17 protein-coding genes are annotated in these 22,082 nt (G+C 65.2%); 4 read left to right on the top strand and 13 right to left on the bottom strand.

Going from position 1 to position 22,082, the window contains the following annotated elements:
* Window positions 1–42: 42 nt before the first annotated feature.
* The 7 genes from AC788_RS01735 to AC788_RS21140 form a co-directional block, all read right to left on the bottom strand.
* On the bottom strand, window positions 43–321 hold the full coding sequence (locus AC788_RS01735; protein WP_043193238.1) for a hypothetical protein: 279 nt from the start codon (window positions 319–321) through the stop codon (window positions 43–45).
* Between the two features lie 262 nt (window positions 322–583).
* On the bottom strand, window positions 584–1,291 hold the full coding sequence (locus tag AC788_RS01740) for a response regulator (RefSeq protein WP_049858912.1): 708 nt from the start codon (window positions 1,289–1,291) through the stop codon (window positions 584–586).
* 2 nt (window positions 1,292–1,293) lie between these two features.
* On the bottom strand, window positions 1,294–3,930 hold the full coding sequence (locus tag AC788_RS01745; protein WP_049858913.1) for a sensor histidine kinase: 2,637 nt from the start codon (window positions 3,928–3,930) through the stop codon (window positions 1,294–1,296).
* Between the two features lie 28 nt (window positions 3,931–3,958).
* Entirely contained in the window at window positions 3,959–4,519 is a 561-nt protein-coding gene (gene kdpC, locus AC788_RS01750) for a potassium-transporting ATPase subunit KdpC (RefSeq protein WP_049858914.1), read from the bottom strand.
* A 16-nt stretch (window positions 4,520–4,535) separates the two neighbouring features.
* Window positions 4,536–6,590: a potassium-transporting ATPase subunit KdpB gene (kdpB, locus tag AC788_RS01755; protein WP_049858915.1), complete on the bottom strand. Its 2,055-nt coding sequence runs from the start codon at window positions 6,588–6,590 to the stop codon at window positions 4,536–4,538.
* Between the two features lie 10 nt (window positions 6,591–6,600).
* Window positions 6,601–8,295: a potassium-transporting ATPase subunit KdpA gene (kdpA, locus tag AC788_RS01760; RefSeq protein ID WP_049858916.1), complete on the bottom strand. Its 1,695-nt coding sequence runs from the start codon at window positions 8,293–8,295 to the stop codon at window positions 6,601–6,603.
* Between the two features lie 6 nt (window positions 8,296–8,301).
* On the bottom strand, window positions 8,302–8,391 hold the full coding sequence (locus AC788_RS21140; protein WP_082223535.1) for a potassium-transporting ATPase subunit F: 90 nt from the start codon (window positions 8,389–8,391) through the stop codon (window positions 8,302–8,304).
* A gap of 198 nt (window positions 8,392–8,589) precedes the next feature.
* On the opposite strand from AC788_RS21140, the gene AC788_RS01765 reads away from it, so the two are divergent.
* Together AC788_RS01765 and AC788_RS01770 are read left to right on the top strand one after the other, a co-directional pair.
* Window positions 8,590–9,831 (top strand): exonuclease SbcCD subunit D C-terminal domain-containing protein, encoded by a 1,242-nt coding sequence (locus tag AC788_RS01765; RefSeq protein WP_049858917.1) that lies wholly within the window; start codon window positions 8,590–8,592, stop codon window positions 9,829–9,831.
* Window positions 9,828–13,460, top strand: coding sequence for an AAA family ATPase (locus AC788_RS01770; protein ID WP_049858918.1), 3,633 nt, complete (start codon window positions 9,828–9,830; stop codon window positions 13,458–13,460). Before AC788_RS01765 ends, AC788_RS01770 begins: the two co-directional genes overlap by 4 nt.
* A gap of 54 nt (window positions 13,461–13,514) precedes the next feature.
* Here AC788_RS01770 and AC788_RS01775 read toward each other — a convergent pair whose 3' ends face one another.
* From AC788_RS01775 to AC788_RS01790, 4 genes are all read right to left on the bottom strand, one after another.
* The gene (locus AC788_RS01775) at window positions 13,515–14,675 is read right to left on the bottom strand and encodes a lactonase family protein (RefSeq protein WP_049858919.1); all 1,161 of its coding nucleotides are present in this window, start codon (window positions 14,673–14,675) and stop codon (window positions 13,515–13,517) included.
* Window positions 14,676–14,779: 104 nt separating this feature from the next.
* Window positions 14,780–15,055, bottom strand: a complete 276-nt coding sequence (locus AC788_RS01780; protein ID WP_236690441.1) for a DUF5629 family protein — start codon at window positions 15,053–15,055, stop codon at window positions 14,780–14,782.
* 69 nt (window positions 15,056–15,124) lie between these two features.
* Window positions 15,125–16,114, bottom strand: coding sequence for an AraD1 family protein (araD1, locus tag AC788_RS01785; protein ID WP_049858921.1), 990 nt, complete (start codon window positions 16,112–16,114; stop codon window positions 15,125–15,127).
* Between the two features lie 22 nt (window positions 16,115–16,136).
* Window positions 16,137–17,447 (bottom strand): MFS transporter, encoded by a 1,311-nt coding sequence (locus AC788_RS01790; protein WP_049858922.1) that lies wholly within the window; start codon window positions 17,445–17,447, stop codon window positions 16,137–16,139.
* A 215-nt stretch (window positions 17,448–17,662) separates the two neighbouring features.
* On the opposite strand from AC788_RS01790, the gene AC788_RS01795 reads away from it, so the two are divergent.
* Window positions 17,663–19,402 carry an IlvD/Edd family dehydratase gene (locus tag AC788_RS01795; RefSeq protein ID WP_049858923.1) on the top strand — a complete coding sequence of 580 codons (1,740 nt, stop codon included), beginning with the start codon at window positions 17,663–17,665 and terminating at the stop codon, window positions 19,400–19,402.
* Window positions 19,403–19,593: 191 nt separating this feature from the next.
* On the opposite strand, the gene AC788_RS01800 is transcribed toward AC788_RS01795, so the two are convergent.
* A complete protein-coding gene (locus AC788_RS01800) occupies window positions 19,594–20,163 on the bottom strand; it encodes an elongation factor P (protein ID WP_049858924.1) in 570 nt (189 codons plus the stop codon).
* 49 nt (window positions 20,164–20,212) lie between these two features.
* Window positions 20,213–21,355, bottom strand: a complete 1,143-nt coding sequence (gene earP, locus AC788_RS01805; RefSeq protein WP_049858925.1) for an elongation factor P maturation arginine rhamnosyltransferase EarP — start codon at window positions 21,353–21,355, stop codon at window positions 20,213–20,215.
* Window positions 21,356–21,477: 122 nt separating this feature from the next.
* Between earP and AC788_RS01810 the strand changes: the two genes are divergently transcribed.
* Window positions 21,478–21,942, top strand: a complete 465-nt coding sequence (locus AC788_RS01810; RefSeq protein WP_049858926.1) for a GreA/GreB family elongation factor — start codon at window positions 21,478–21,480, stop codon at window positions 21,940–21,942.
* Window positions 21,943–22,082 lie beyond the last annotated feature (140 nt).

Here is a 22,082-nt window from a genome sequence, read left to right on the forward strand (position 1 = left end):
CTGCTGGCCCGCTGTCAGGCGCGCCTGGGCGACCGAAATACTTCAGCGTCCCGCACGCGACTCGCGGATGTAGAACCGCGCTTTTTCGGCCTTGTTGGTGCACCCCTCGAAGGCTTCGAACTGCTGCTGGGTCTTGGCCCCGGTGAGCAGCGACAGCGCCTTGGAATAGCTTACGGTACCGGCCAGGCCTTCGGCCTTGGCCAGGTCAAGCTCGTGCCAGGCACCATCGAGCTGCGTGGCGCAGCTGTCGCGGTAGGCGGTCTTGCCGGCACAACCGCTCAAGGCCAGTGCCACCAGCGGCACACAGATCCAGGCTTTCATCGATGACACCTCGGGAAAAACGTCAGGGTAATGCTGGGTCAGACGATGTGCCATCTAAAAAGTGCCGTTGTGTGGAAGCGGGTTCCTGTGGGAGCGGGTTCTACCCGCGAAGGCGTCGGCACTGACACCGCTGGATTCGAATGTAAATCCGGGATTGGTGGTGTGGGGGCTGGCGTCTTCGCGGGTAGAACCCGCTCCCACAGGGATAGCTTCCACAGGAGATAGCTTCCACAGGGGATAGGTGTGGGCTGGGGGCGGCGCGTCAGTCGGGGCTTGCGAGGCGGTAGCCGACGCCGGGTTCGGTGATGAGGAAGCGTGGGGCGGCGGGGTCGTCGCCGAGTTTGTGGCGCAGGTGGCCGACGACGATGCGCAGGTAGTGACTGTCGTCGAGGTGGGTCGGGCCCCAGATGTCCTTGAGCAATTGCTGCTGGGTGATGACTCGCCCCGGATAGCGCGCCAGCTGTGCAAGCACGGCGTACTCCTTGCGGGTCAGGGCCACCTCGACGCCATCGAGGGTGACCCGGCGCGATGCCAGGTCGACCTGCAGCGGACCCAGTTGCAACGCCGCTTCGTGGACCGGGCTACCGCTGGCCTGGCGCAACAGCGCACGCACTCTGGCGAGGAACTCCTGGATGCCGAACGGCTTGGTCACATAGTCGTTGGCGCCGTTGTCCAGGGCCTGGACCTTCTGCGCCTCGCTGGCGCGCACCGAGAGCACCAGCACCGGTACCGTGCTCCACTGGCGCAACTGCTCCAGCACCTGCTGGCCGTCCATGTCCGGCAGGCCGAGGTCCAGCACGATCAGGTCCGGACGCAGCAGAGCGGCCTGGCTCAGGCCCTCGGCGCCGGTGCCCGCTTCTATCACCTTGTAGCCTTGGGAGACCAAGCTGATGCGCAGGAATTTGCGGATCTGCGGTTCGTCGTCGATGACCAGCAAGGTGCTGGCCAGAGGAGGATGGGTAAGGCTCATGCTCAGGTATCCGGATCGGCGCCCGGTTGAGCGCGCAGCGGCAAGCATAAGACGATGCAGGTGCCATGGCCATCGATGCCGCTGCCGACTTCGACGCGACCGCCATGGGCGCCGACCATACCCTGGCAGATCGCCAGGCCCAACCCCGTGCCCTGCCCGCCTCGATCACCGCGCGCGGCGGTGTAGAACATGTCGAAAATCTTCGCCCGCTCGGCTTCGGGAATACCGGGGCCTTCGTCGCTGACCGCAAGCAGCAGGCTCTCATCGCGCACACGAGCCGACACTTGCAAGCGACCGCCCACGGGCGAGAACCGCGCGGCATTTTCCAGCACGTTGACCAGGGCCTGTTCGATCAGCGCCGCATGCACGTATAGCAAGGGCAGTTGCGCAGGTACCTGCACCTGGACCTGCAACGGTGCCAGCGGCGCGCGCAATCGACTCACAGCGCTGGCTACGATATCCCCGGCAGCCACCCAGTCCCGCGCCAGCTTGAGGGCGCCGTGGCCCAGGCGTGTCATGTCGAGCAGGTTCTGGATGTAACGGTCCAGGCGCTCGGCTTCGTCACGGGTCACTTCGAGCAAGGCCTGGCGATCGTCCGGCGCCAGGGCCGTGCCCAGTGCCAGCAGGCTGTCGATGCTGCCACGCATGGCGGTCAGCGGCGTGCGCAGGTCATGGGACACCGAGGCCAGCAAGGCACTGCGCAACTGTTCGGTTTCACCGTGCAGGCGCGCCGCTTCCAGGTCATGGGCCAGGTCAGCGCGGGCCAGGGCCTGCGCCACCGGCTGCACCAGCGCGCCGAGCAGGCGTCGGCCGGGGTCGTCGAGCCGACCGGCCTGCTGTTCGGCCACCGCGAGCAGCGCCAGCACCTGGCCCTCCCACGTCACCGGCAACCACCACCAACGCCCCGCCGGCAATGTGGTGGTGCCCAGCCCGGCCGGTTGCGCGTGGTGGCCGGCCCACTGCGCGGCTGCCAGCTCGGTGGTCGAGAACGACACCGCCGCGCCCTGGGCCACCTTCCAGCCCTGCTCGCTGCGCTCGAGCAGACAGATGTCCAGCCCCGGCCAACCCTGCAAGTGCTGCGCGGCTGCACTGAACACCGCCTGGCGGTCGGTCGCCGCAGCCAGCAGTCGGGACAGCTCCAGCAGTTGCGCGGTGTGCGCCTGGGTTTCGCGCAAGGCGCTGAGCTGCTGGCGTTGGCGCGCGGCCAGGTTGCCCGTGAGCGCTGCCATCAGCAGGAAGAACAGCAGGGTCAATACATCTTCCTGACGCTGGATGCTCAGGGAGAAATTGGGTGGAATGAACAGAAAGTCGTACGCCAGGAACGACAGCGCGGCGCAACTGAGCGCCGGCCCCGGGCTGCTGCGGACCGCCACCAGCAGCACGGCGGCGAGGAACACCAGGGAGATATTGGGCAGGTCCAGCACCTGCGCCACGGCCCAGGCCAGCCCGCTGGCCAAAAGCGTTGCCAGTATCGCCAGGGCATACTCGCGCCAACGTCCGACGGGCCGTGTGCGCGGCGTTGGCGGTGACGGCACCTGAGCCCGCGCCAGCACGTTGATTTCCAGACCGCTGCGGTGGCGCAGCAAGCGCTCGGCCAGGCCCGCACCGAAGCGGCGACGGCGCGACTGGCCGACCAGTACCAGATTGGCGCGACGGTCGGCGGCGTGTTGCAGCAAGGTCCTGGCCACTTCCGCATCGCGCAGCTCCACCACCTCGCCGCCCAGCCGTTCGGCCATCTGCTGGGCCAGTTTCAGGCGCTGACGCCCTGTTTCATCGAGCAGCGAGCCGTCATCGACATGGACCACGGACCAGGGCAGATGACGACGGCGGGCGACGCGGCTGGCGTGGCGCACGAGGCGCTCGGCCTGCTCATCGGCGGCGATGCCTACCAGCAGTCGTCCGCGCACGCTGGGCGCCTGCTGGCCGAGGCTGCGGTAGCCTTCGTGCAGATCGTCGTCGACCTGAGCGGCGGCCGTCTGCATGGCCAGTTCGCGCAGGGCGCTGAGGTTGGTCTGGGTAAAGAAGGCGTCGATGGCGGCCCGCGCCTGCTCCGGCACGTACACCTTGCCCTCGCGCAGGCGTTCGAGCAGCTCGCGCGGCGGCAGGTCGATCAGCAGCAGATCGTCGGCCTCCTGCACCACCCAATCGGGCAGGGTTTCGCGCACCTGCACGCCAGTGATCGTCTGGATCTGATCGTTCAGGCTTTCCAGGTGTTGGACGTTGACCGTGGTGTACACATCGATGCCGGCGGCGAGCAGTTCCTGCACGTCCTGCCAACGCTTGGCGTGCCGGCTGCCAGGTGCATTGCTGTGCGCCAGCTCGTCGACCAGCACCAGGGCCGGGCGGGCAGCGAGCACGGCATCCAGGTCCATTTCCTCGAGGGTCACGTCGCGGTATTCGCAGCGCCGCAACGCCTGCTGGGGCAGACCGGCCAGCAGCGCTTCGGTTTCCGCGCGGCCGTGGGTCTGCACCACGGCAGCCAGCACCTCGATACCCTGACGCTGGCGAGCGTGGGCGGCCTGGAGCATGGCGTAGGTCTTGCCGACACCGGGCGCGGCGCCGAGAAACACTTTTAAGCGACCACCCCCGCTGCGGGGCAAGGCGGCCAACAGGGCATCGGCGCGGCCGGAATCACTCATGGTCTGGGCTCATGGCATCGCCTCGTGGTCATCGGGACTGTGACGTTAGCCGATCCAGCGCCTGGTTCAAAGCCAGCACGTTGACCACCTCCGGGCCGATGGCGGGCGATCGGGTCTGCGCTTGTACCAGCGCGCGCAGAGTCGACTCGGGCAGGCCGCGTTCGCGCGCCACCCGGGGGACCTGATAGCTCACCGCTGCCGGTGGCAGATCAGGGTCCAGGCCACTGGCCGAGGTGGTCAACAGCGCCAGCGGAACCGGACCTTGCTGCGCATCGAACTGTTCATCGGCCTGCGCCAGCACGCGAGTGCCCAACGCAGGATTGCTCGGCGCCAGGTTGCTCGCACCACTGGCCAGGGTCGCGTAGTCGGCTGCCGAAGGCCGTGAATGAAACCAGCGCTCATCGGTGAAGGCCTGGGCGAGCAAGGCGGAACCGCGTACCTGGCCCTGCGCGTCGCGCACCAGGCTGCCGTTGGCCTGGGCGGAAAAGGCCCACTGGCCTACCGCCCACACCAGCAGCGGATAGGCACCGCCGGTGAGCAAGGTCATCAACAGAATCAGGCTCAAGGCCGGACGCAACAAACTGTTCATCATTCAAGCTCCAGGGTCAGACCAGGTGCAAAGCGGTGAGGACAATATCGATGGCCTTGATGCCGATGAAGGGCACCACCAAGCCACCCAGGCCGTAGATCAGGACGTTGCGCCGCAGCAGTTGCGCGGCGCTGTCGGCCTGCACCCGCACGCCGCGCAGGGCCAGGGGGATCAACACGATGATGATCAGGGCGTTGAAGACGATGGCCGAGAGGATCGCGCTCTGCGGGCTGGCCAGGTTCATCACGTTGAGCACGCCCAGGGACGGATACACCGCAGCGAACAGCGCCGGCAGGATGGCGAAATACTTGGCCACGTCGTTGGCGATGGAGAACGTGGTCAAGGCGCCGCGGGTGACCAGCAGTTCCTTGCCGATGCGCACGATGTCGAGCAGTTTGGTCGGATCGCTGTCCAGGTCGACCATGTTGGCTGCCTCGCGCGCGGCCTGGGTGCCATCGTTCATCGCCACGCCGACGTCGGCCTGGGCCAGCGCCGGGGCATCGTTGGCGCCGTCGCCGCACATGGCCACCAGGCGGCCGTCGGCCTGTTCCTGGCGTATGCGCGCCAGCTTCTTCTGCGGCGTGGCTTCGGCCAGCACATCGTCGACACCGGCTTCGGCGGCGATGGCGGCAGCCGTCAGTGGGTTGTCGCCGGTCACCATCACGGTGCGGATGCCCAGCTTGCGCAGTTGCTCGAAGCGCTCGCGAATGCCGGGTTTGACGACGTCTTTGAGATGGATAACACCCAGCAACTGCCGGTCGCGACATACCAGCAACGGTGTGCCGCCACTTTGCGCGATGCGCTCGATGTGTTCGGCCAGCGCAGGCGCAAGCTGCGCCCTGGACTGGCCGATGAACGCCAGCAGCGAGTCCACCGCGCCCTTGCGGTAGCTCTGCTGGTCGAGGTCGACGCCCGACAGCCGTGTCTGGGCGCTGAACGGCACCGATTGCCAACGCTCGGCGGCCGGCTCGTCGATGCTGAACAGTGGCCGGATGAACTCGACCACCGAGCGCCCTTCCGCCGTTTCATCGCCCAGCGAGGCCAGCAGCGTACCCTCGGCCATCTGTGCGTCGCTGACGCCAGGGGCGGCATGCAAGGCGCTGCAGCGGCGGTTGCCGAAGGTGATGGTGCCGGTCTTGTCAAGCAGCAACACATGGACGTCGCCGGCCGCTTCCACGGCGCGGCCGGACTTGGCCACGACGTTGAGCCGCACCAGGCGGTCCATTCCGGCGATACCAATGGCCGACAGCAGGCCGGCGATGGTGGTCGGGATCAGGGTCACCAGCAATGCCAGGAGAAACACCAACGGCAGGCTGTGCCCGGAGAAGCGAGCAAACGGCTGCAGGGTGACTACCACCAGCAGGAAGACCATGGTCAGGCCGATCAGTAGGATGTCCAGGGCCACTTCGTTGGGCGTCTTCTGCCGCTTCGCGCCTTCCACCAGGGCGATCATGCGGTCCAGGGTCGACTCGCCGGGGTCGGTGCTGATCTCGATCAGCAGCCAGTCCGACACCACCAGGGTATTGCCGGTGACGGCCGAGCGGTCGCCACCCGATTCACGGATCACCGGCGCCGACTCACCGGTGATGGCGGCCTCGTTGACGGCGGCGATGCCCTCGCGCACCTCGCCGTCACCGGGAATCATCTGCCCGGCTTCGACGCGAACCACATCGCCCTTGCGCAAGGCGGTGGCGGCAACCGTCTCGAAGCTGCCGTCGGCACGTTGCCGGCGAGCCTGCAGGCCCTGGCTGCCGGCCTTGAGGCTGTCGGCGCGGGCACGGCCACGGCCTTCGGCCAGTGCTTCGGCGAAATTGGCGAACAGCAAGGTGAACCACAGCCACACGGCAATCTGCACGGCAACCGAGGCCGACACTGCCGGATCGGGCAGCAGGCACAGGCCGGTGGTCAGTACGGCGCACAATTCCACCACCAGCAGCACGGGGCTGCGCAGCAGTCGCCGGGGGTCGAGCTTGACGAACGCCTGCAGCAGCGCGGGTCGCCACAAGGCACTCAAGGTGGCCCCGGCGGGCGGTTGTGGTTGCGTGGCAGCGGCAACGGTCGATCGGTTCATGGTCCAGGCCTCAGAAATGCAGGTTCAAGTGCTCGGCGATCGGCCCCAGGGCCAGCACCGGCAGGAAAGTCAGGCCACCCACGATCAGCAGGGTCACGGTCAGCAGGGTGATGAACAGCAGGCCGTGGGTGGCGAAGCTGTCGGCGCTCGGCGCGCTGGCGTTTTTGCTGGCCAGGGCTCCGGCCAGGGCCAGCACCGGCAGGATGTAGCCGAAGCGGCCAAGCAACATGCCCAAAGCCAGCATGAGGTTGTGAAAGGCCGTGTTGGCGGACAGGCCGGCGAAGGCCGAACCGTTGTTGGCGCTGGCCGAGGTGTAGGCATACAACAGCTGAGTGAAGCCATGGGGGCCGGGGTTGCTCACCGCTGCGGCCGGCCCCGGCAGGCTCACGGCGATGGCGCTGAGCACCAGCACGCCCACGGGCATGACCAGCAGGCTCGCCACCAACCAGCGCACCTCGCGCGCCTGGAGTTTCTTGCCCAGGTACTCCGGGGTTCGACCGATCATCAAGCCGGCCAGGAACACCGTCAGAAGCACGTTGAGGAGCATGCCGTAGAGACCGGCGCCGACACCGCCGAAGATCACTTCGCCGAGCATCATGTTGACCAGCGCAACCATCCCGGAGAGCGGATTGAGGCTGTCGTGCATGGCATTGACCGAGCCATTGGAGGCGGCCGTGGTGGTCACCGACCAGAGCACGCTGGCGGTGGTGCCGAAGCGGCTTTCCTTGCCTTCCAGCGGCGCGGTCTGCTCGACCATGGCACTGGCCAGCATCGGATTGGGTTGCTGCTCGGCGTACAGCGACAGCCCCAGGCCCAGCAACAGCAAGGTCAACATGCAGGCCAGGATCGCCCGGCTCTGGCGCAGGTCTTTCACGTAATGGCCAAAGGTGAAGACCAGGGCGACCGGGATGGTCAGGATCGCGACCAGTTCGAACAGGTTGCTCCAGGCCGTGGGATTCTCGAACGGATGGGCCGAGTTGACGCCGAAGAACCCGCCGCCATTGGTGCCCAGCTGTTTGATGGCGATCTGGCTGGCCGCCGGGCCGAGGGGGATGGTCTGTGGGTTGCCCTGCAAAGTCAGCGCGTCCACATAGGGCGCGAACGTCTGCGGCACACCCTGCCAGACAAGGAAAACAGCGAGCAGCAAGGCCAGCGGCAGCAGCCCATAAAGGGTGGCACGGGTCACATCGACCCAGAAGTTGCCCAGGGTACTGGCCGAACGGCGACTGATGCCACGGCACAGCGCCACCAGCACCGCCAACCCGGTGGCAGCACTGAGAAAGTTCTGCACGCCCAGGCCAGCCATCTGGCTCAGGTAGCTGAGCGAAGTTTCGCCGCTGTACGCCTGCCAGTTGGTGTTAGCCATGAAGCTGACGGCGGTGTTGAACGCCAGGGTCCATTCCTGGCCCGGCAGGTGCTGGGGATTGAGCGGCAGATATCCCTGCAGCATGAGCATGGCGAACAGCAGGCCGAATCCGACCAGGTTGAAAACCAGCAGCGCCAAGGCATATTGCTGCCAGCTCTGCTGCTGTTGCGCATCGATACCGCAAACGCGGTAGCACAGCTTCTCCACCGGTTGCAGCGGTACGCTGAGCCAGGTGCGCTGGCCTTCCATGACCTTGTAGTAGAAACGTCCGAGCCAGGGCGCCGGCAGCAGGATCAAGGCGAGAAAGGCCGCTATCAGGGCGAAATCGTGACTGTTCATCAATGACTAGCCTCCACTGGCGCGCAAGAGGGCAACGAGCAGGTACACGAACAAACCGATGGCCAGCAGCAGGAACAGGCCGTCCAGAACAGACATGGGAATATCTCCAGGCGCGGCGGCTGCCGCTTGCCGACATTCTCCGAGGCCAGGGTGTAAAGGCGCGAGATCGATACCTGGGCCTGGCCGTAAAGAAAGCGTAAAAATCGGTTCGTCACATCCCGCCACGAGCGGACGCATGGGAAGCGCGGGACCGAACGGCTATCATGGCGGCCTTCCCTGCCCCCTGGAGCCTTCATGCGCCTGTTCCACACCTCCGACTGGCACCTCGGCCAAAGCCTGCACGGTCAGGAGCGCGACTTCGAACACGCAAGCTTCCTGCGCTGGCTGCTGCGTCAGCTCGCCCAGCGCCAGCCCGACGTGCTGCTGGTGGCGGGCGACATCTTCGACACGGTCAATCCGCCCGTGCGGGCGCAGGAGCGGCTGTACAACTTCATCGTCAGCGCCCACGAGCAACAACCGCAGCTGACCATCGTGATGATCGCCGGCAACCACGATTCCGGTTCGCGCATCGAATTGCCCGGACCGTTGATGCGCCGCCTGCGCACCCATGCGCTGGGCCGGGTGATGTGGCTCGAAGACGGCCGCCTCGACAGCGAGCGGCTGTTGCTGCCGCTGCCCGATGCCCATGGCCAGGTGCAGGCCTGGTGCCTGGCCCTGCCCTTCCTGCGCCCCGCCGAGGTGACCGGCGCAACCCTGGGCGAGGATTACCTGCAAGGCATCGCCCGGGTGCACGAGATGCTGATCGCCGCTGCCAATGCCCGACGCTCGCCGGGGCAGGCACTGATCGCCATCAGCCACGCGCACATGGCGGGCGGTTCGGTGTCGATGGAGTCCGAGCGCAGCCTGGTGATCGGCAGCGCCGAAGCCCTGCCGGCCAGCCTGTTCGACGCCAGCATCAGCTACGTTGCGCTGGGCCATCTGCACAAGCCGCAGAAGGTCAACGGCGAATCACGCATTCGCTACAGCGGCTCGCCCATACCGCTGTCGTTTTCCGAGATCGAGTACCCGCACCAGATCCTCGAGATCGAGTGCGCCGGCGAGCAGCTGGTGAGCGTGGAACCGATCCTGATCCCGCGCGCGGTCGACCTGCTGCGCATCGGCCCGGCGCCGTTGCCGCAGGTCCGCGAACAGTTGCAGCAACTACCGGACGTGGACCTGTTGGCCGATGTGCTGGGCTACCCCTGGCTGGAAGTGCGGGTGGTACTCGACGAGCCGCAACCGGACCTGCGCCAGCACATCGAAACCGCGCTGCAAGGCAAGGCCGTGCGTCTGGTGCGGATCGCTGCCGAGTACGCCGGGCGGGTCAACGCCGACAACGAGGATGTCGGCGCCCTGATCGAGCTGGACCAGCTCAGCCCCCACGAACTGTTCAGCCGCGCCTGGCTGGACAGCTATGGCAGCGAGGTGGACGAACAGACCCTGGACGACTTCGCGCAGTTGTTGCAGGAAGTGCAGTTGGAGGGCGAAACCCCATGAAGATTCTGGCCATCCGCCTCAAGACCCCCCCCTCGCGGGCAGGCCCGTTCGAACTGGACTCCCCCGCCGAACCGCTGGCCACCGCCGGTCTGTTCGCCATCACCGGCCCCACAGGCGCGGGCAAGAGCACCCTGCTCGACGCCCTGTGCCTGGCGCTGTTCGGCGCCGTACCGCGCCTGGGCAATGCGTCGCAGAGTGCCAAGGTGCCCGACGCCGACGGTGAAATCGGCAGCTACGACCCGCGCACCCTGTTGCGTCGGGGTACCGGGGCGGGCTATGCGGAAGTGGACTTCCTCGGCGTCGACGGTCGTCGCTATCGCGCGCGCTGGGAAGCCAACCGGGCACGGGACAAACCGGCGGGCAAGTTGCAGAACAGCCGGCAGTCGCTGCGCGATCTGGACAATGACCAACTGCTCGCCAGCCAGAAAGGTGAATACAAGCAGCTGCTGGAAGCCCGCCTGGGGCTGAACTTCGAGCAGTTCACCCGTGCGGTGATGCTGGCGCAGAGCGAATTCAGTGCCTTTCTCAAAGCCGACGACAACGAACGCAGCGAACTGCTGGAAAAGCTCACCGACACCGCGCTCTATACGCGCCTGGGCAAACGCGCCTTCGAAAAGAGCCGCGACGCCCGCGAGCAGCTCAAGCACTGGCAGGACCAGGCCACCGGTATCGCGCCACTGGCCGCCGAAGCGCGCGAAGCGCTGGATCTGGAGTTTCACACCGCCAGCGAGCAACTGCGGCAGCACCAGGCGCACCTCAAACAGGTGGAACAGCAACAACAGTGGCACCGCGAAGACCGGCGCCTGAGCGACGACTGCCAGGCAGCACGGCAGCAGGTGCAAGACGCATCCCAGGCATGGGAAGCAGGCGCCGAGCAGCGTTTGCAATTGCACATGCTCGAACAACTGGCACCGCAACGCTACCTGTTCAGCCGCGAGCAGGAAGTGCGCACCCAGCTCCAGCCCCTGGCCGAACGTATCGAGCTGTCGCGTTCGCGGCAGCAACGGCAGGCAGTGCAACAGCAGCAACTGGACGAGCAACGCGAGCAGGCCGGGCGCACGCTGCAACAGGCGTTGGCGCAACAGGCCCAAGCGCAGCCCCGGTTGCAGCAGGCCTTCGACGAACAGTCGAACCGGAGCCGATTGCAGGCCGAGCTCGAACCCCTGAGTCCGGCGCTGGCCGATTCCGAGCGGCAGCTTGCGTCCGGGGCGCAGGCGTTGCTGGGCATGGAGCAGCAACAGGCCGACAGTGGCGAACGCCTGCAGCAGGTCGCCGACGCGCTCGAACGCAGCGCCGAGCTGGCGCCGCTGGCCGCCACCTGGAGCGCCTACCTACCGCGCCTGCAGCAAGTGGTGACGCTGAGCAGTCGCCTGCGCCAGGGCCAGATCGAACTGCCAGAGTTGCAGACGCAGGCACAGGCCACAAAGACGAGCCTGGAAGTGCATCAAAGCGACCTTGCCCGCGTCTTTCAGCATGCCCCATGCAGTGCCGAGGAACTGCCCGAGCGCTTGCAGCAACTGACCCAGCGCCTGCAACAGCAACGCCTGGCACTGCGTGACGTACAGGAACTGGAACGGCTGTGGCAGCGGCGCAACGCCGTTCAGGAACGTCTCGAACAAGGACGCCAGCAGCAGGCCACCTTACTGGCCCGGCGCGAGCAATTGACCGCCCAGGGGCTGGAGGTCCGCGCGGCCCACGAACAGGCCGAGCAAGCCTTGAAGGTGACCCTGCAACTGCTCGAACGCCAGCGCCTGGCGCGCAGCGAAAGCGTCGAACAGTTGCGCGAACGCTTGCAGCCCGAGCAGCCCTGTCCGGTCTGTGGCAGTGTCGAGCACCCCTATCATGCTCCGGAGGCGCTGTTGCAGGCGCTGTCGGCGCACGATGACGACGAAGAACAACGCGCCCGCGCTGCGTTGAAGCCATTGTCCGAACGCCTGGTCGAGCTGCGTACCGAAGTCGGCGCGCTGATCGAGCAGCACAAACAGCTCAAGGCGCAGGAGCAACAATGGCTCGACCAGCCAGGTGACGCCGAGCTGGCCCGGCATCCGCTCTACCCTGCCCTGAGCGACGCCGAGCAGCCGGCGGACTGGCTGCGCGACACCCTGGCCAACCACACGCGTCTGATCGACGAGGATGAACGTCAGCAGAACAGCCTGCTGGCCTTGCAACAGCAGGCGACCGCCCTGCAGCGCGCCGTGGCGCAGGCCAGGGAAGCCAGCCAGCAGGCGCAGCAGACACTGCAGGCGCATCAGTCCCACCTGGACGCCGACCAGCAGCGGCTCGACGACGAGTTACAGGCGCTGGCCAGTCAGTTGCCCGCCGCTCGCCTGCAGGCCCTGCGCGAACACCCGGCGCAGACATTCATGGCCTTGGAGCAGAACATCGCCGAGCGCCTGGCCCAGATCGAGCAGCGCGATGAAGAACAGTCGGAATTCGACGCCCGTGCGCGACGCATCGAACAGGCCCGCAGCGAGCATGCGCGGCAGCAGACCGACTGCGAGCAGCAACGCCAGCGGGTCGAGGCGCTGTCCATGCAACTGCAGACCTGCGAGGCACGGCTACGCGAATTGCTGGGCGAGCATGCCCAGGCGACCGCCTGGCAGACGGCCTTGCACGATCAGGTCGAGACGGCGCGCGAGCAGGAACGGCAGGTCGACCGACAGCAACAGGATCTCCGAACCCAGACAGTGCAGACCGCCAGCGCCCTGGAGGCCGACACTGCGCAGCAGGCCCAATTGCAGCAAACCCTGGCTGACGTGCAGCAGACCCTGCACGCCTGGCGCGAGCAGCGTCCGCAACTGGACGACGACGGGTTGCAGGCACTGCTCGCCATCGATGAACCCCAAGTCGATGAGCTGCGCAGCCGCCTGCAGGCCACGGAAAAAACCCTGGAACAGGCGCGCATCCGCTTGCACGAACGCGAGCAGCGCCAGCAGGCTCATCGGGCACAGGTCGACGCGATCGCCAGTGCCGAGGCGCTGGACGCACAGCACGCGGCCCTGCTGATGGACGTCGAACGGCAGGAGCAGCAATGCGCCGAGCTACGCGCCCAGCAAGCCGAAGACCAGCGTCGGCACAGCGCCAACCAGGCCCTGCAGGCGCAGATTGCCGAGGCCGATGCGCACTACCAGCGTTGGGCGCGCCTGGCAGCACTGATCGGTTCGGCCGAAGGCGATCGCTTCCGCAAGATCGCCCAGGCCTACAACCTCGACCTGCTGGTGCATCACGCCAACGTGCAACTGCGTCAGCTGGTACGCCGCTACCGCCTCAAGCGCGGCGGCAGCATGCTCGGGCTGTTGGTGCTGGACACCGAAATGGGCGACGAACTGCGCTCGGTGCATTCGTTGTCCGGCGGGGAAACCTTTCTGGTGTCGCTGGCACTGGCCCTGGGGCTGGCGTCGATGGCGTCGAGCACGCTGCGCATCGAGTCGCTGTTCGTCGACGAAGGCTTCGGCAGCCTCGATCCCGAATCGCTGCAACTGGCGATGGATGCGCTCGATGGCCTGCAGGCGCAGGGACGCAAGGTGGCGGTGATTTCCCACGTGCAGGAGATGCACGAACGCATCCCGGTGCAGATTCAGGTGCGGCGTTTGGGCAATGGGCTGAGCAGCGTCGAGGTCAGCGGCTAGCGCCCTGACCCGGACAACGCGGCGTGCCTGGCACGCCGGGTTGCCTGGAGCGGGTTACTGAGTCAGGAATTTCAGGTCCGACGGCGCGTCCTGCTTGAAGCTCTGTACCGTCTCACCCAGCATCCCGGTGCTGGCGTCGCGCTTGAGCACGGTGATCTGGTTGCTCTTCTGGTTGGCGATCAACAGGAAGTGACCGGTGGGGTCGAGGGCGAATTCGCGTGGGTGATCGCCGTCCACATGCCGACGCTGGATCTCCTTGAGATGGCCAGTGCCAGGGTCGACGCTGAACACCAGCATCTGGTTGGCCGTGCCACGGTTGCTCACGTAGAGGAAGCGACCATCGGCAGACAGGTGCAAGGCGCCGCTGGCGCTTTCCTTGCCGACGGTGCCCAGTTCGAGCAGCTGCTGGCGTACCAGGTTGCCATCTTTGACGTCGAACATGGCCAATTGACCGCTCATTTCCAATGTCAGGTAGGCGTGCTTGCCATCACGACTGAACAGCAGGTGACGCGGACCACTGCCGTCCGGCAGTTGCACCGAGGCCGGTTGAGCGGGCACCAGTGGACGCTCGGCGGACTTGGGCTCATAGCGATACACGTAGACCCGGTCAGCGCCCAGGTCGCTGGCATAGACATAACGCCCCGAAGGCGGCAACGACACCACCGAGTGCACGTGGGGCCCGGCCTGGCGCTCGGGGTTGACCTGGCTGGCCACGTGCTTGAGCTCCTGCACGACGTTACTGAGGGTGCCGTCTTCGGCCACATCCAGCACGCTCAGGCTGCCGCCCGGATTGGCACTGACGGCATAGTTGGCCACGAACAGGTGGCGCCCGTCCTGGCTCAGGCTGGAATGGGTCGGCTCGTCGCCGCTGGTGGCCACCTGATTGACCTGACGGATATCGTGGGTCTTGCCGTCCACGGTGAAGCTGGTGACCTTGCCAATTACGTCTTTCTGGCCGGGGCCGTTTTCATTGACCACGAACAGGCGGCGCTGGTCCTGGGACAAGGTCAGCCAGGACGGGTTGGAACTCTTGACCGTCTGCCGAGGCTGGGCCTCGATCTGGCCGGTAGTGCTGTCGAAGGCGTAGCGGTAGATGCCTTCGCTGGAACCCTGGGTGTAGGTGCCCACCAGCAGGTCATATTTTTCGGCTGCAGCGGCGTGCAGGGATGTCAGGGCCAAGCCGTTGACAAGCATGGATAGCAAAACTCGCTTCATGAAGGTTTCTCCGAAGCCTCTTGTGTGTGGCCGATCTTGCATGGCGCTGAATGTTGTTGCGGCAGCAGGAGCGAACGTGGATCGGACTTTACAGACCACCGTGTTCACGCCTGGGTTTCATCGTCTTCGTCGCGGGCCGAAAAGGCACTGAGGCAAGTCAAGGTGTGGGGCGTGCCGTCGCGAGTGATAACGAAGCTGTCGGGCTCGGCACCTGGCTGAGCCGCTTGCTGCTCAGCCAGGGTAAACGCCCAACGCTTGAGCTCGCGGCCGTCCATGCATTCGATGTGCAGCGTCTGCTCTTCGTCGAAGGAGAAGTCGAAGGCATGCAGCGTGTCGATCAGCAGCATATCGCAGGTTTCTAGCGCGGTGGGCAGGGTCATGGTCGGACCTCCTGGGTAAAGTCGGACCATGATACCTGCGATGCATCCTTCTGGCCTGCTGTCGCGCTCCTACAGGACGCCCACGGTGCCTGGAGCGAACGCTTGCTCTGCCTGGCCAACGCTGTTCACCAACGGTGCGCCGAACTCCGGCAGGCTGATTTCGAAGCGATCACCCACCTGGGTGGCGAGGCCATCGGCGAACGACAGCGTGGCCGTGCCGAAGAAGTGAATATGCACGTCGCCGGGATTGAGGAACTGCGCGTACTTGAAATGGTGGTACTCGAGGTTGTCGAAGCTGTGGCACATGTTCGCTTCGCCACTGAGAAATTCCTTTTCCCAGATCACCTCGCCAGCCCGCCGGATACGGCTGGTGCCGGACAGGTGCTCGGGCAGCTCGCCCACGCGCAGCTCCGGACCATAGCTGCAACTGCGCAACTTGGAATGGGCCAGGTAGAGGTAGTTCTTGCGTTCCATCACATGGTCGGAGAATTCGTTGCCCAGGGCGAATCCCAAGCGATACGGGCGGCGGTCCGGGCCGATCACGTACAGCCCACCCAGCTCGGGCTCTTCGCCGGCGTCTTCGGCGAAGGGCGGAACGGGGAACGCCTGGCCGGGCCGCACGACGATGCTGCCGTCGCCCTTGTAGAACCACTCCGGCTGCACCCCGGGCTGGCCCGCGGCAGGCTTGCCGCCCTCCACACCCCACTGGAATATCTTCATGCTGTCGGTGACTGCCGTGTCGGCGCTGTGCTGGTGCATCTTGTCGCGGGTGGCGGCACTGCCCAAGTGGGTCAGGCCGGTGCCGGTCACCAGCATGTGCGCCGGATCGGGGTGATCCAGCGGCGGCAGAATGCGCCCCTGTTCGAGCAACTGCGGGTAGTCGTGCTGCTCCCCCAGACCGCAGCCATCCACCGCCTGGGCCAGGCCATGACCTGCGGCGATGGCGGCCAAAGCCAGTTCACGGACGCTGTTCGCGCCGCGCACTTCGTGGACCCGATCGCCGTCGACCAGACCGACCCGACGTTGACCGTTGTTCAATTCAAATTGCACCAGATGCATGACGAGCTTCCTTTTGCTGGGTTCAGGAACGGGCGCTGGCGGCGAACGTATCGGCCGGCAGCACGTGACGGCGCTCCAGCAGCTGGTAGACCACTGCGGTCAGCACCAGCCCGAACACCATCACGCCGCTGAGAAAATACAGGCCGCTGGCCAGGTTACCGGTGTACTCCTTGAGCGCGCCGATCACGAACGGCCCGATGTAGCCGCCCAGGTTGCCCACCGAGTTGATCAGGGCAATGCCGGCCGCCGCACTGGCCCCGGCGAAGAAGCGGCCCGGCAGGGTCCAGAACACCGCCGTGCAGGAGAACAGGCTGAACGCCACCAGGCACAGAGCCGCCAGCTGCGCCGCCGGCAGGCTCAGCCAGGCGCTGAGGAACAGACCGATTGCGCCCAGCACGTACAGCACCGCCAGGTGGCCGTAGCGGTCGTTGAGACGATCCGAGCTGCGCGGGATGAGCAACAGCCCGATGATGCCGAATACATACGGCACCGAAGACACGAATCCGGTGGTCAGGTCGCTGCCGCCGAATTGCTTGATCAAGGTCGGCAACCACAGGCCCAGGCCGTAGATGCTCAAGGTCACCGGGAGGTAGAACAACGCCAGCAGCAGCACGCGAAAATCCTTGAGCGCATGCAGCGGGTTGCCGTGGCGGGTCTGGCCATAGGCTTGCAGGTCGTTCTGCAGTTCAGTGGCCAGCCAGTCTTTCTCAGCCTGGTTCATCCATTTGACCTGCTGCGGGCCATCGGGCAGCCAGCGCAGCACCGGCCAGGTCAGCAGGATGGCCGGCGTGCCGATGACGATGAACAACCACTGCCAGCCGTGCAGGCCGAGCACGCCGTCCATGCCCAGCAGAGCGCCGGACACAGGCCCGGTGATCATCATGGCGATGGGTTGGGACAGAATGAACAGACCCAGGATCTTGCCGCGGTGACGGACCGGGAACCACTGCGTGATGTAGTACAGCACGCCGGGAAAGAAGCCGGCTTCGGCCGCCCCCAGCAGGAAGCGCATGACATAGAAGCTGTGCGGACCTTGCACAAACGCCATGCCGATGGTGATGGCGCCCCAGGTGATCATGATGCGGGCGAACCAGCGACGGGCGCCGAAGCGTTCGAGCATCAGGTTGCTGGGGATTTCCAGCAGAAAGTAGCCAATGAAGAACAGCCCTGCACCCAAGCCGTAGGCGGCGTCGCCGATGCCCACGTCCGCACCCATGTGCAGCTTGGCGAAGCCCACTGCGGAGCGATCCACGTAGGCGATCAGGTACAGCAGAATCAGGAACGGGATCAATTTGAAGGTGATGCGGCGTATAAGCCCGAGTTCCTGGCTCATGGGATCGATCTCCACTTTCTTGTTTTTATGCTTGTTTTGGGTGGGAAGGCCACAGCGCCCCGTCGCCCTTTTCGGGGGGCCTGAAACGACGCTCAACCTTCACTGAAATCGACTTTATAGTATTACTATTTGCTTCACAAGCTCTTCCAATCGACGATCCAATGGCCTATTTTGAGGGCATACACAAAAACAAGTCTTACAATAAGAGAGCCCTCATGCCTGACAACAAACCCACCCTGCGCTCGGCCCAATGGTTCGGTACGGCTGACAAGAACGGCTTCATGTACCGCAGCTGGATGAAGAACCAGGGCATCGCCGATCACCAGTTCAACGGCAAGCCGATCATCGGCATCTGCAACACCTGGTCCGAGCTGACGCCGTGCAACGCCCACTTCCGCACCATCGCCGAACACGTCAAACGCGGCGTGATCGAGGCCGGTGGCTTCCCTGTGGAATTTCCGGTGTTCTCCAATGGCGAGTCCAACCTGCGCCCCACGGCGATGCTCACCCGCAACCTGGCCAGCATGGATGTGGAGGAAGCGATCCGCGGCAACCCGATCGACGGGGTGGTGCTGCTCACCGGCTGCGACAAGACCACCCCTGCCCTGCTGATGGGCGCGGCCAGTTGCGACGTGCCGGCCATCGTCGTGACCGGCGGGCCGATGCTCAACGGCAAGCACAAGGGCAAGGACATCGGCGCCGGCACCATCGTCTGGCAGATGCATGAGTCGTACAAAGCCGGCCAGATCAGCCTCGACGAGTTTCTCTCGGCCGAGGCCGGCATGTCGCGTTCGGCCGGTACCTGCAACACCATGGGCACCGCCTCGACCATGGCCTGCATGGCCGAAGCGCTGGGCACTTCGCTGCCGCACAACGCCGCCATTCCGGCAGTGGACTCGCGTCGCTATGTGCTCGCGCACATGTCGGGCATGCGTGCGGTGCAGATGGTTCGTGAAGACCTGCGCCTGTCGAAGATCCTTACCAAGGAGGCGTTCGAAAACGCCATTCGGGTCAACGCGGCCATCGGCGGCTCGACCAATGCGGTGATCCACCTCAAGGCCATCGCCGGCCGGATCGGCGTGGACCTGGAGCTGGACGACTGGACGCGCATCGGCCGCGCCACCCCCACCCTGGTCGACTTGCAGCCGTCGGGGCGCTTCCTGATGGAGGAGTTCTATTATTCCGGTGGTCTCCCGGCCGTCCTGCGCCGCCTGGGGGAAAACAATCTGATCCCCAACCCGGATGCCTTGACCGTCAACGGTCAGACGTTGTGGCAGAACGTGCAGAACTCGCCGATCTATGGCGAGGACGAGGTGATCCGCGCCATCGACAACCCCTTGGTGGCCGACGGTGGCATCTGCGTGTTGCGCGGTAACCTGGCGCCGCTGGGCGCGGTGCTCAAGCCCTCGGCCGCCACTCCTGCGCTGATGACCCATCGCGGTCGCGCGGTGGTGTTCGAGGACTTCGACATGTACAAGGCGCGCATCAACGATCCAGACCTGGACGTGGACGCCAGCTCCATCCTGGTCATGAAGAACTGTGGGCCCAAGGGTTATCCGGGCATGGCCGAGGTCGGCAACATGGGCCTGCCGGCCAAGCTGCTGGCACAAGGAGTCACCGACATGGTGCGCATTTCCGATGCGCGCATGAGCGGTACCGCCTACGGCACGGTAGTCCTGCACGTGGCGCCGGAAGCAGCCGCCGGCGGGCCGTTGGCAGTGGTCCGCGAAGGCGATTACATCGAGCTCGATTGCGCCAGCGGGCGCTTGCACCTGGACATCCCCGACAGCGAACTGCAGGCCCGCCTGGCTGACTGGCAGGCACCGGCGCAATCGTTGCTGGTGGGCGGCTACCGGCAGTTGTACATCGACCATGTAATGCAGGCCGACCAGGGTTGCGATTTCGATTTTCTGGTCGGGTGCAGGGGGTCCGAGGTGCCGCGGCATTCGCATTGATCACCCCGCGCCGCGACGCCAGCCTGTAGGAGCGGTCAGTGGCCGCGAAAAAAGCGCTACGGTGTATCAGGATATACCGTGGCGTTTTTTTTCGCGGCCGATGACCGCTCCTACGAAATGGGCGGTGACTGGGCATAAAAAAACCCGACTCAAGGTCGGGTTTTTACATCGCTATCAAGCAGGCATGAAGCTTACTTGGCGCGACCTTTGTACGAACCGCCTTCACGGGTGTCGATCTCGATCATGTCGCCGATCTCGATGAAGTCCGCAACGCTCAGCTCGGTACCGTTCTTCAGTTTGGCAGGCTTCATGACCTTGCCCGACGTGTCGCCGCGAGCGGAACCTTCGGTGTAGTCGACCTGACGCACGATGGTGGTCGGCAGCTCTACGCTGACCAGACGCTCTTCGAAGAACACGGCTTCGCAGACGTCGGTCATGCCTTCTTCCACGAATGGCAGAACGGCTTCGATGTCTTCGGCGTTCAGTTCATACATGGTGTAGTCGGTGGTATCCATGAACGTGTAGCTGTCACCGCTGATGAACGACAGGGTCGCTTCCTTGCGGTCCAGGATCACGTCGTCCAGCTTGTCGTCGGCACTGTAGACGGTTTCGGTCTTGTAGCCGGTCAGCAGGTTCTTCAGCTTGGTCTTCATGATCGCGCTGTTACGGCCCGACTTGGTGAATTCAGCTTTCTGAACCAGCCAAGGGTCGTTGTCGATACGGATCACGGTACCGGGTTTCAGTTCTTTACCAGTTTTCATTACGAATATCCGAATTTGGATGGTGATTTACAAAAATCTAGGCCGCGTATCATAGCCAATTTCGGTAAAACTGCACCAGCGCCGTCGCAAGATCAGCTTGTGCGGCCTGTAGCGCGCACCATTGACGCGCGTGCGCGACCAGTTCCGGCCAGTGTTCGAGGGCCTCGCGCCACGCCGGGCCGATGTCGGCGCCCTCCACGCTCTGGTTCCAGGCCCGCCACAGTCCGCGCAGCGCCGCATAGGCCGCGGGCGACAGGCCTTCGCCGTAGCGATCGAGGAACGCTTCGAGCTTTTCCCAGTGGGCGTATTCTTCCTGCACATAAATGTGCCAGACCATCGGCGCGGCGGCCCACTGGGCGCGAACGAAGGAATCTTCGCCGCGCACGGCATTGAAATCGCAGCACCACAGCAGCCGGTCATATTCGCTCTGGCGGACGAACGGCAGCACCTGGACCTTCAGGCTGCCTCGTTGCACCTGGCTGCCGACCTCCAGGGAAGCGTCGCCCAGCCATTGCCGTACATCGGCCAGCACCCGTCCTTCGGGGACCAGCAGATGGTTGCTGCGCGTATCGTCAGCCAGCGCGTCCAGCCACGAGGCCAGGCCGCTGTGCTCGTAGGCGAACAGGGAGAGCACGCGCGCTCCCTGTTCGGGCTCAATCCCCAGTTCTGCGAGAAACGCCTGACGTGCCGCAGGATCGGCCTGGAAAGCCTCGCGCTGCTCGATCAGCCCGGCTTCGCGCAGCAGGCCACCGGTCCCCGTGGTGAAGCCGGGGAAGAAGAAGTACTTGCGCAGTCCGCCCGGCTGCGGCGACGGCAGGCCGTGGCAGCCATCGACCCAGGTTTCGGCGCTCAGGTAATCGAGGTTCAACCACAACGGTTTCGGGCTGCGGGCCGCCATCGCGTCGACGTATTCGGGCGGCAGCTTGCAGGCGAAGGCCCCCACCACTACGTCGGCGACCTCGGTCGCTTGCCATTCGCCGCTCCAATGCCGGACTTCGACGCCGTCGTGCCACTGCTGCGCCTGCTCGGCGTTCGCCGCGGGCCACAGGCGGGCGAACGGCACCAGGTCGTCGACCCACAGACGAACCTGCATGCCGTGCTCGACCTGCAGCTGCCGGGCCAGGCGCCAGGTGATACCAATGTCGCCGTAGTTGTCCACGACCGTACAGAAAATGTCCCAGGTGGCCTTCATGGCTGACTCCAACGCAAACGGTTACACAAAGCGCGCTATTGTCCGCATAAACACCGGCGCACAGAAGCATTAAAGGCGGTTCGTGCGACAATCGTCCGCTCGCCCCAATCATCAGTCTGCCCGTGAACAAGCCTGCCCTGCTGCAATCGATCATCGAACGCCTGACCCTGGACCTGGACGTGGCCCAGCGGGCTGCCCAGACGGCCTATGAAACCGCCACCCACGAAGAGAACGTGGCCGAGAACAAATACGACACGCTGGGGCTGGAAGCGTCCTACCTGGCCACCGGACAGGCGCGGCGAATGGAGGAGATTCGCCAGGGGCTGGCGAAGTTTCGTGCGTTGCAGTTGCGTGATTTTCGGGCGGGAATCGAGCTGGGCGCCCTGGTAGCGCTGGAATCGGCAACGGGTGCGCGCCAGTGGTTTTTCCTGGGGCCGGATGCGGCGGGGTTGAAGCTTGAGTTCGAAGGGTGCCCGGTCATGGTCATCACCCCACGCTCGCCGCTGGGGCAAAGCCTGTTGGGCAAAGAGGTGGACGATGAGGTCAGCATGGGCGGCAACGTTCAGGTCATCACCGAGGTGATTTGACGCCCGGAGCAAGTAGACACACCGCGTGAGACATTGACGCTGCAATCCCCTGTAGCAGCGGTGCAAGCCGCGTCCGGCCTCGACGCGGATTGTCTGATACACCGCATGCGCCGCCGACGCGGCTCGCGCCGCTGCTACAG

This window comes from Pseudomonas sp. RIT-PI-a (assembly GCF_001187875.1).
Classification (GTDB): Bacteria; Pseudomonadota; Gammaproteobacteria; order Pseudomonadales; family Pseudomonadaceae; genus Aquipseudomonas; species Aquipseudomonas coleopterorum.

Coding starts and splice junctions, on each gene's coding strand:
- AC788_RS01735 (WP_043193238.1), bottom strand. CDS start 321: ATGAAAGCCTGGATCTGTGTGCCGCTGGTGGCACTGGCCTTGAGCGGT.
- AC788_RS01740 (WP_049858912.1), bottom strand. CDS start 1,291: ATGAGCCTTACCCATCCTCCTCTGGCCAGCACCTTGCTGGTCATCGAC.
- AC788_RS01745 (WP_049858913.1), bottom strand. CDS start 3,930: ATGAGTGATTCCGGCCGCGCCGATGCCCTGTTGGCCGCCTTGCCCCGC.
- kdpC (WP_049858914.1), bottom strand. CDS start 4,519: ATGAACAGTTTGTTGCGTCCGGCCTTGAGCCTGATTCTGTTGATGACC.
- kdpB (WP_049858915.1), bottom strand. CDS start 6,590: ATGAACCGATCGACCGTTGCCGCTGCCACGCAACCACAACCGCCCGCC.
- kdpA (WP_049858916.1), bottom strand. CDS start 8,295: ATGAACAGTCACGATTTCGCCCTGATAGCGGCCTTTCTCGCCTTGATC.
- AC788_RS21140 (WP_082223535.1), bottom strand. CDS start 8,391: ATGTCTGTTCTGGACGGCCTGTTCCTGCTGCTGGCCATCGGTTTGTTC.
- AC788_RS01765 (WP_049858917.1), top strand. CDS start 8,590: ATGCGCCTGTTCCACACCTCCGACTGGCACCTCGGCCAAAGCCTGCAC.
- AC788_RS01770 (WP_049858918.1), top strand. CDS start 9,828: ATGAAGATTCTGGCCATCCGCCTCAAGACCCCCCCCTCGCGGGCAGGC.
- AC788_RS01775 (WP_049858919.1), bottom strand. CDS start 14,675: ATGAAGCGAGTTTTGCTATCCATGCTTGTCAACGGCTTGGCCCTGACA.
- AC788_RS01780 (WP_236690441.1), bottom strand. CDS start 15,055: ATGACCCTGCCCACCGCGCTAGAAACCTGCGATATGCTGCTGATCGAC.
- araD1 (WP_049858921.1), bottom strand. CDS start 16,114: ATGCATCTGGTGCAATTTGAATTGAACAACGGTCAACGTCGGGTCGGT.
- AC788_RS01790 (WP_049858922.1), bottom strand. CDS start 17,447: ATGAGCCAGGAACTCGGGCTTATACGCCGCATCACCTTCAAATTGATC.
- AC788_RS01795 (WP_049858923.1), top strand. CDS start 17,663: ATGCCTGACAACAAACCCACCCTGCGCTCGGCCCAATGGTTCGGTACG.
- AC788_RS01800 (WP_049858924.1), bottom strand. CDS start 20,163: ATGAAAACTGGTAAAGAACTGAAACCCGGTACCGTGATCCGTATCGAC.
- earP (WP_049858925.1), bottom strand. CDS start 21,355: ATGAAGGCCACCTGGGACATTTTCTGTACGGTCGTGGACAACTACGGC.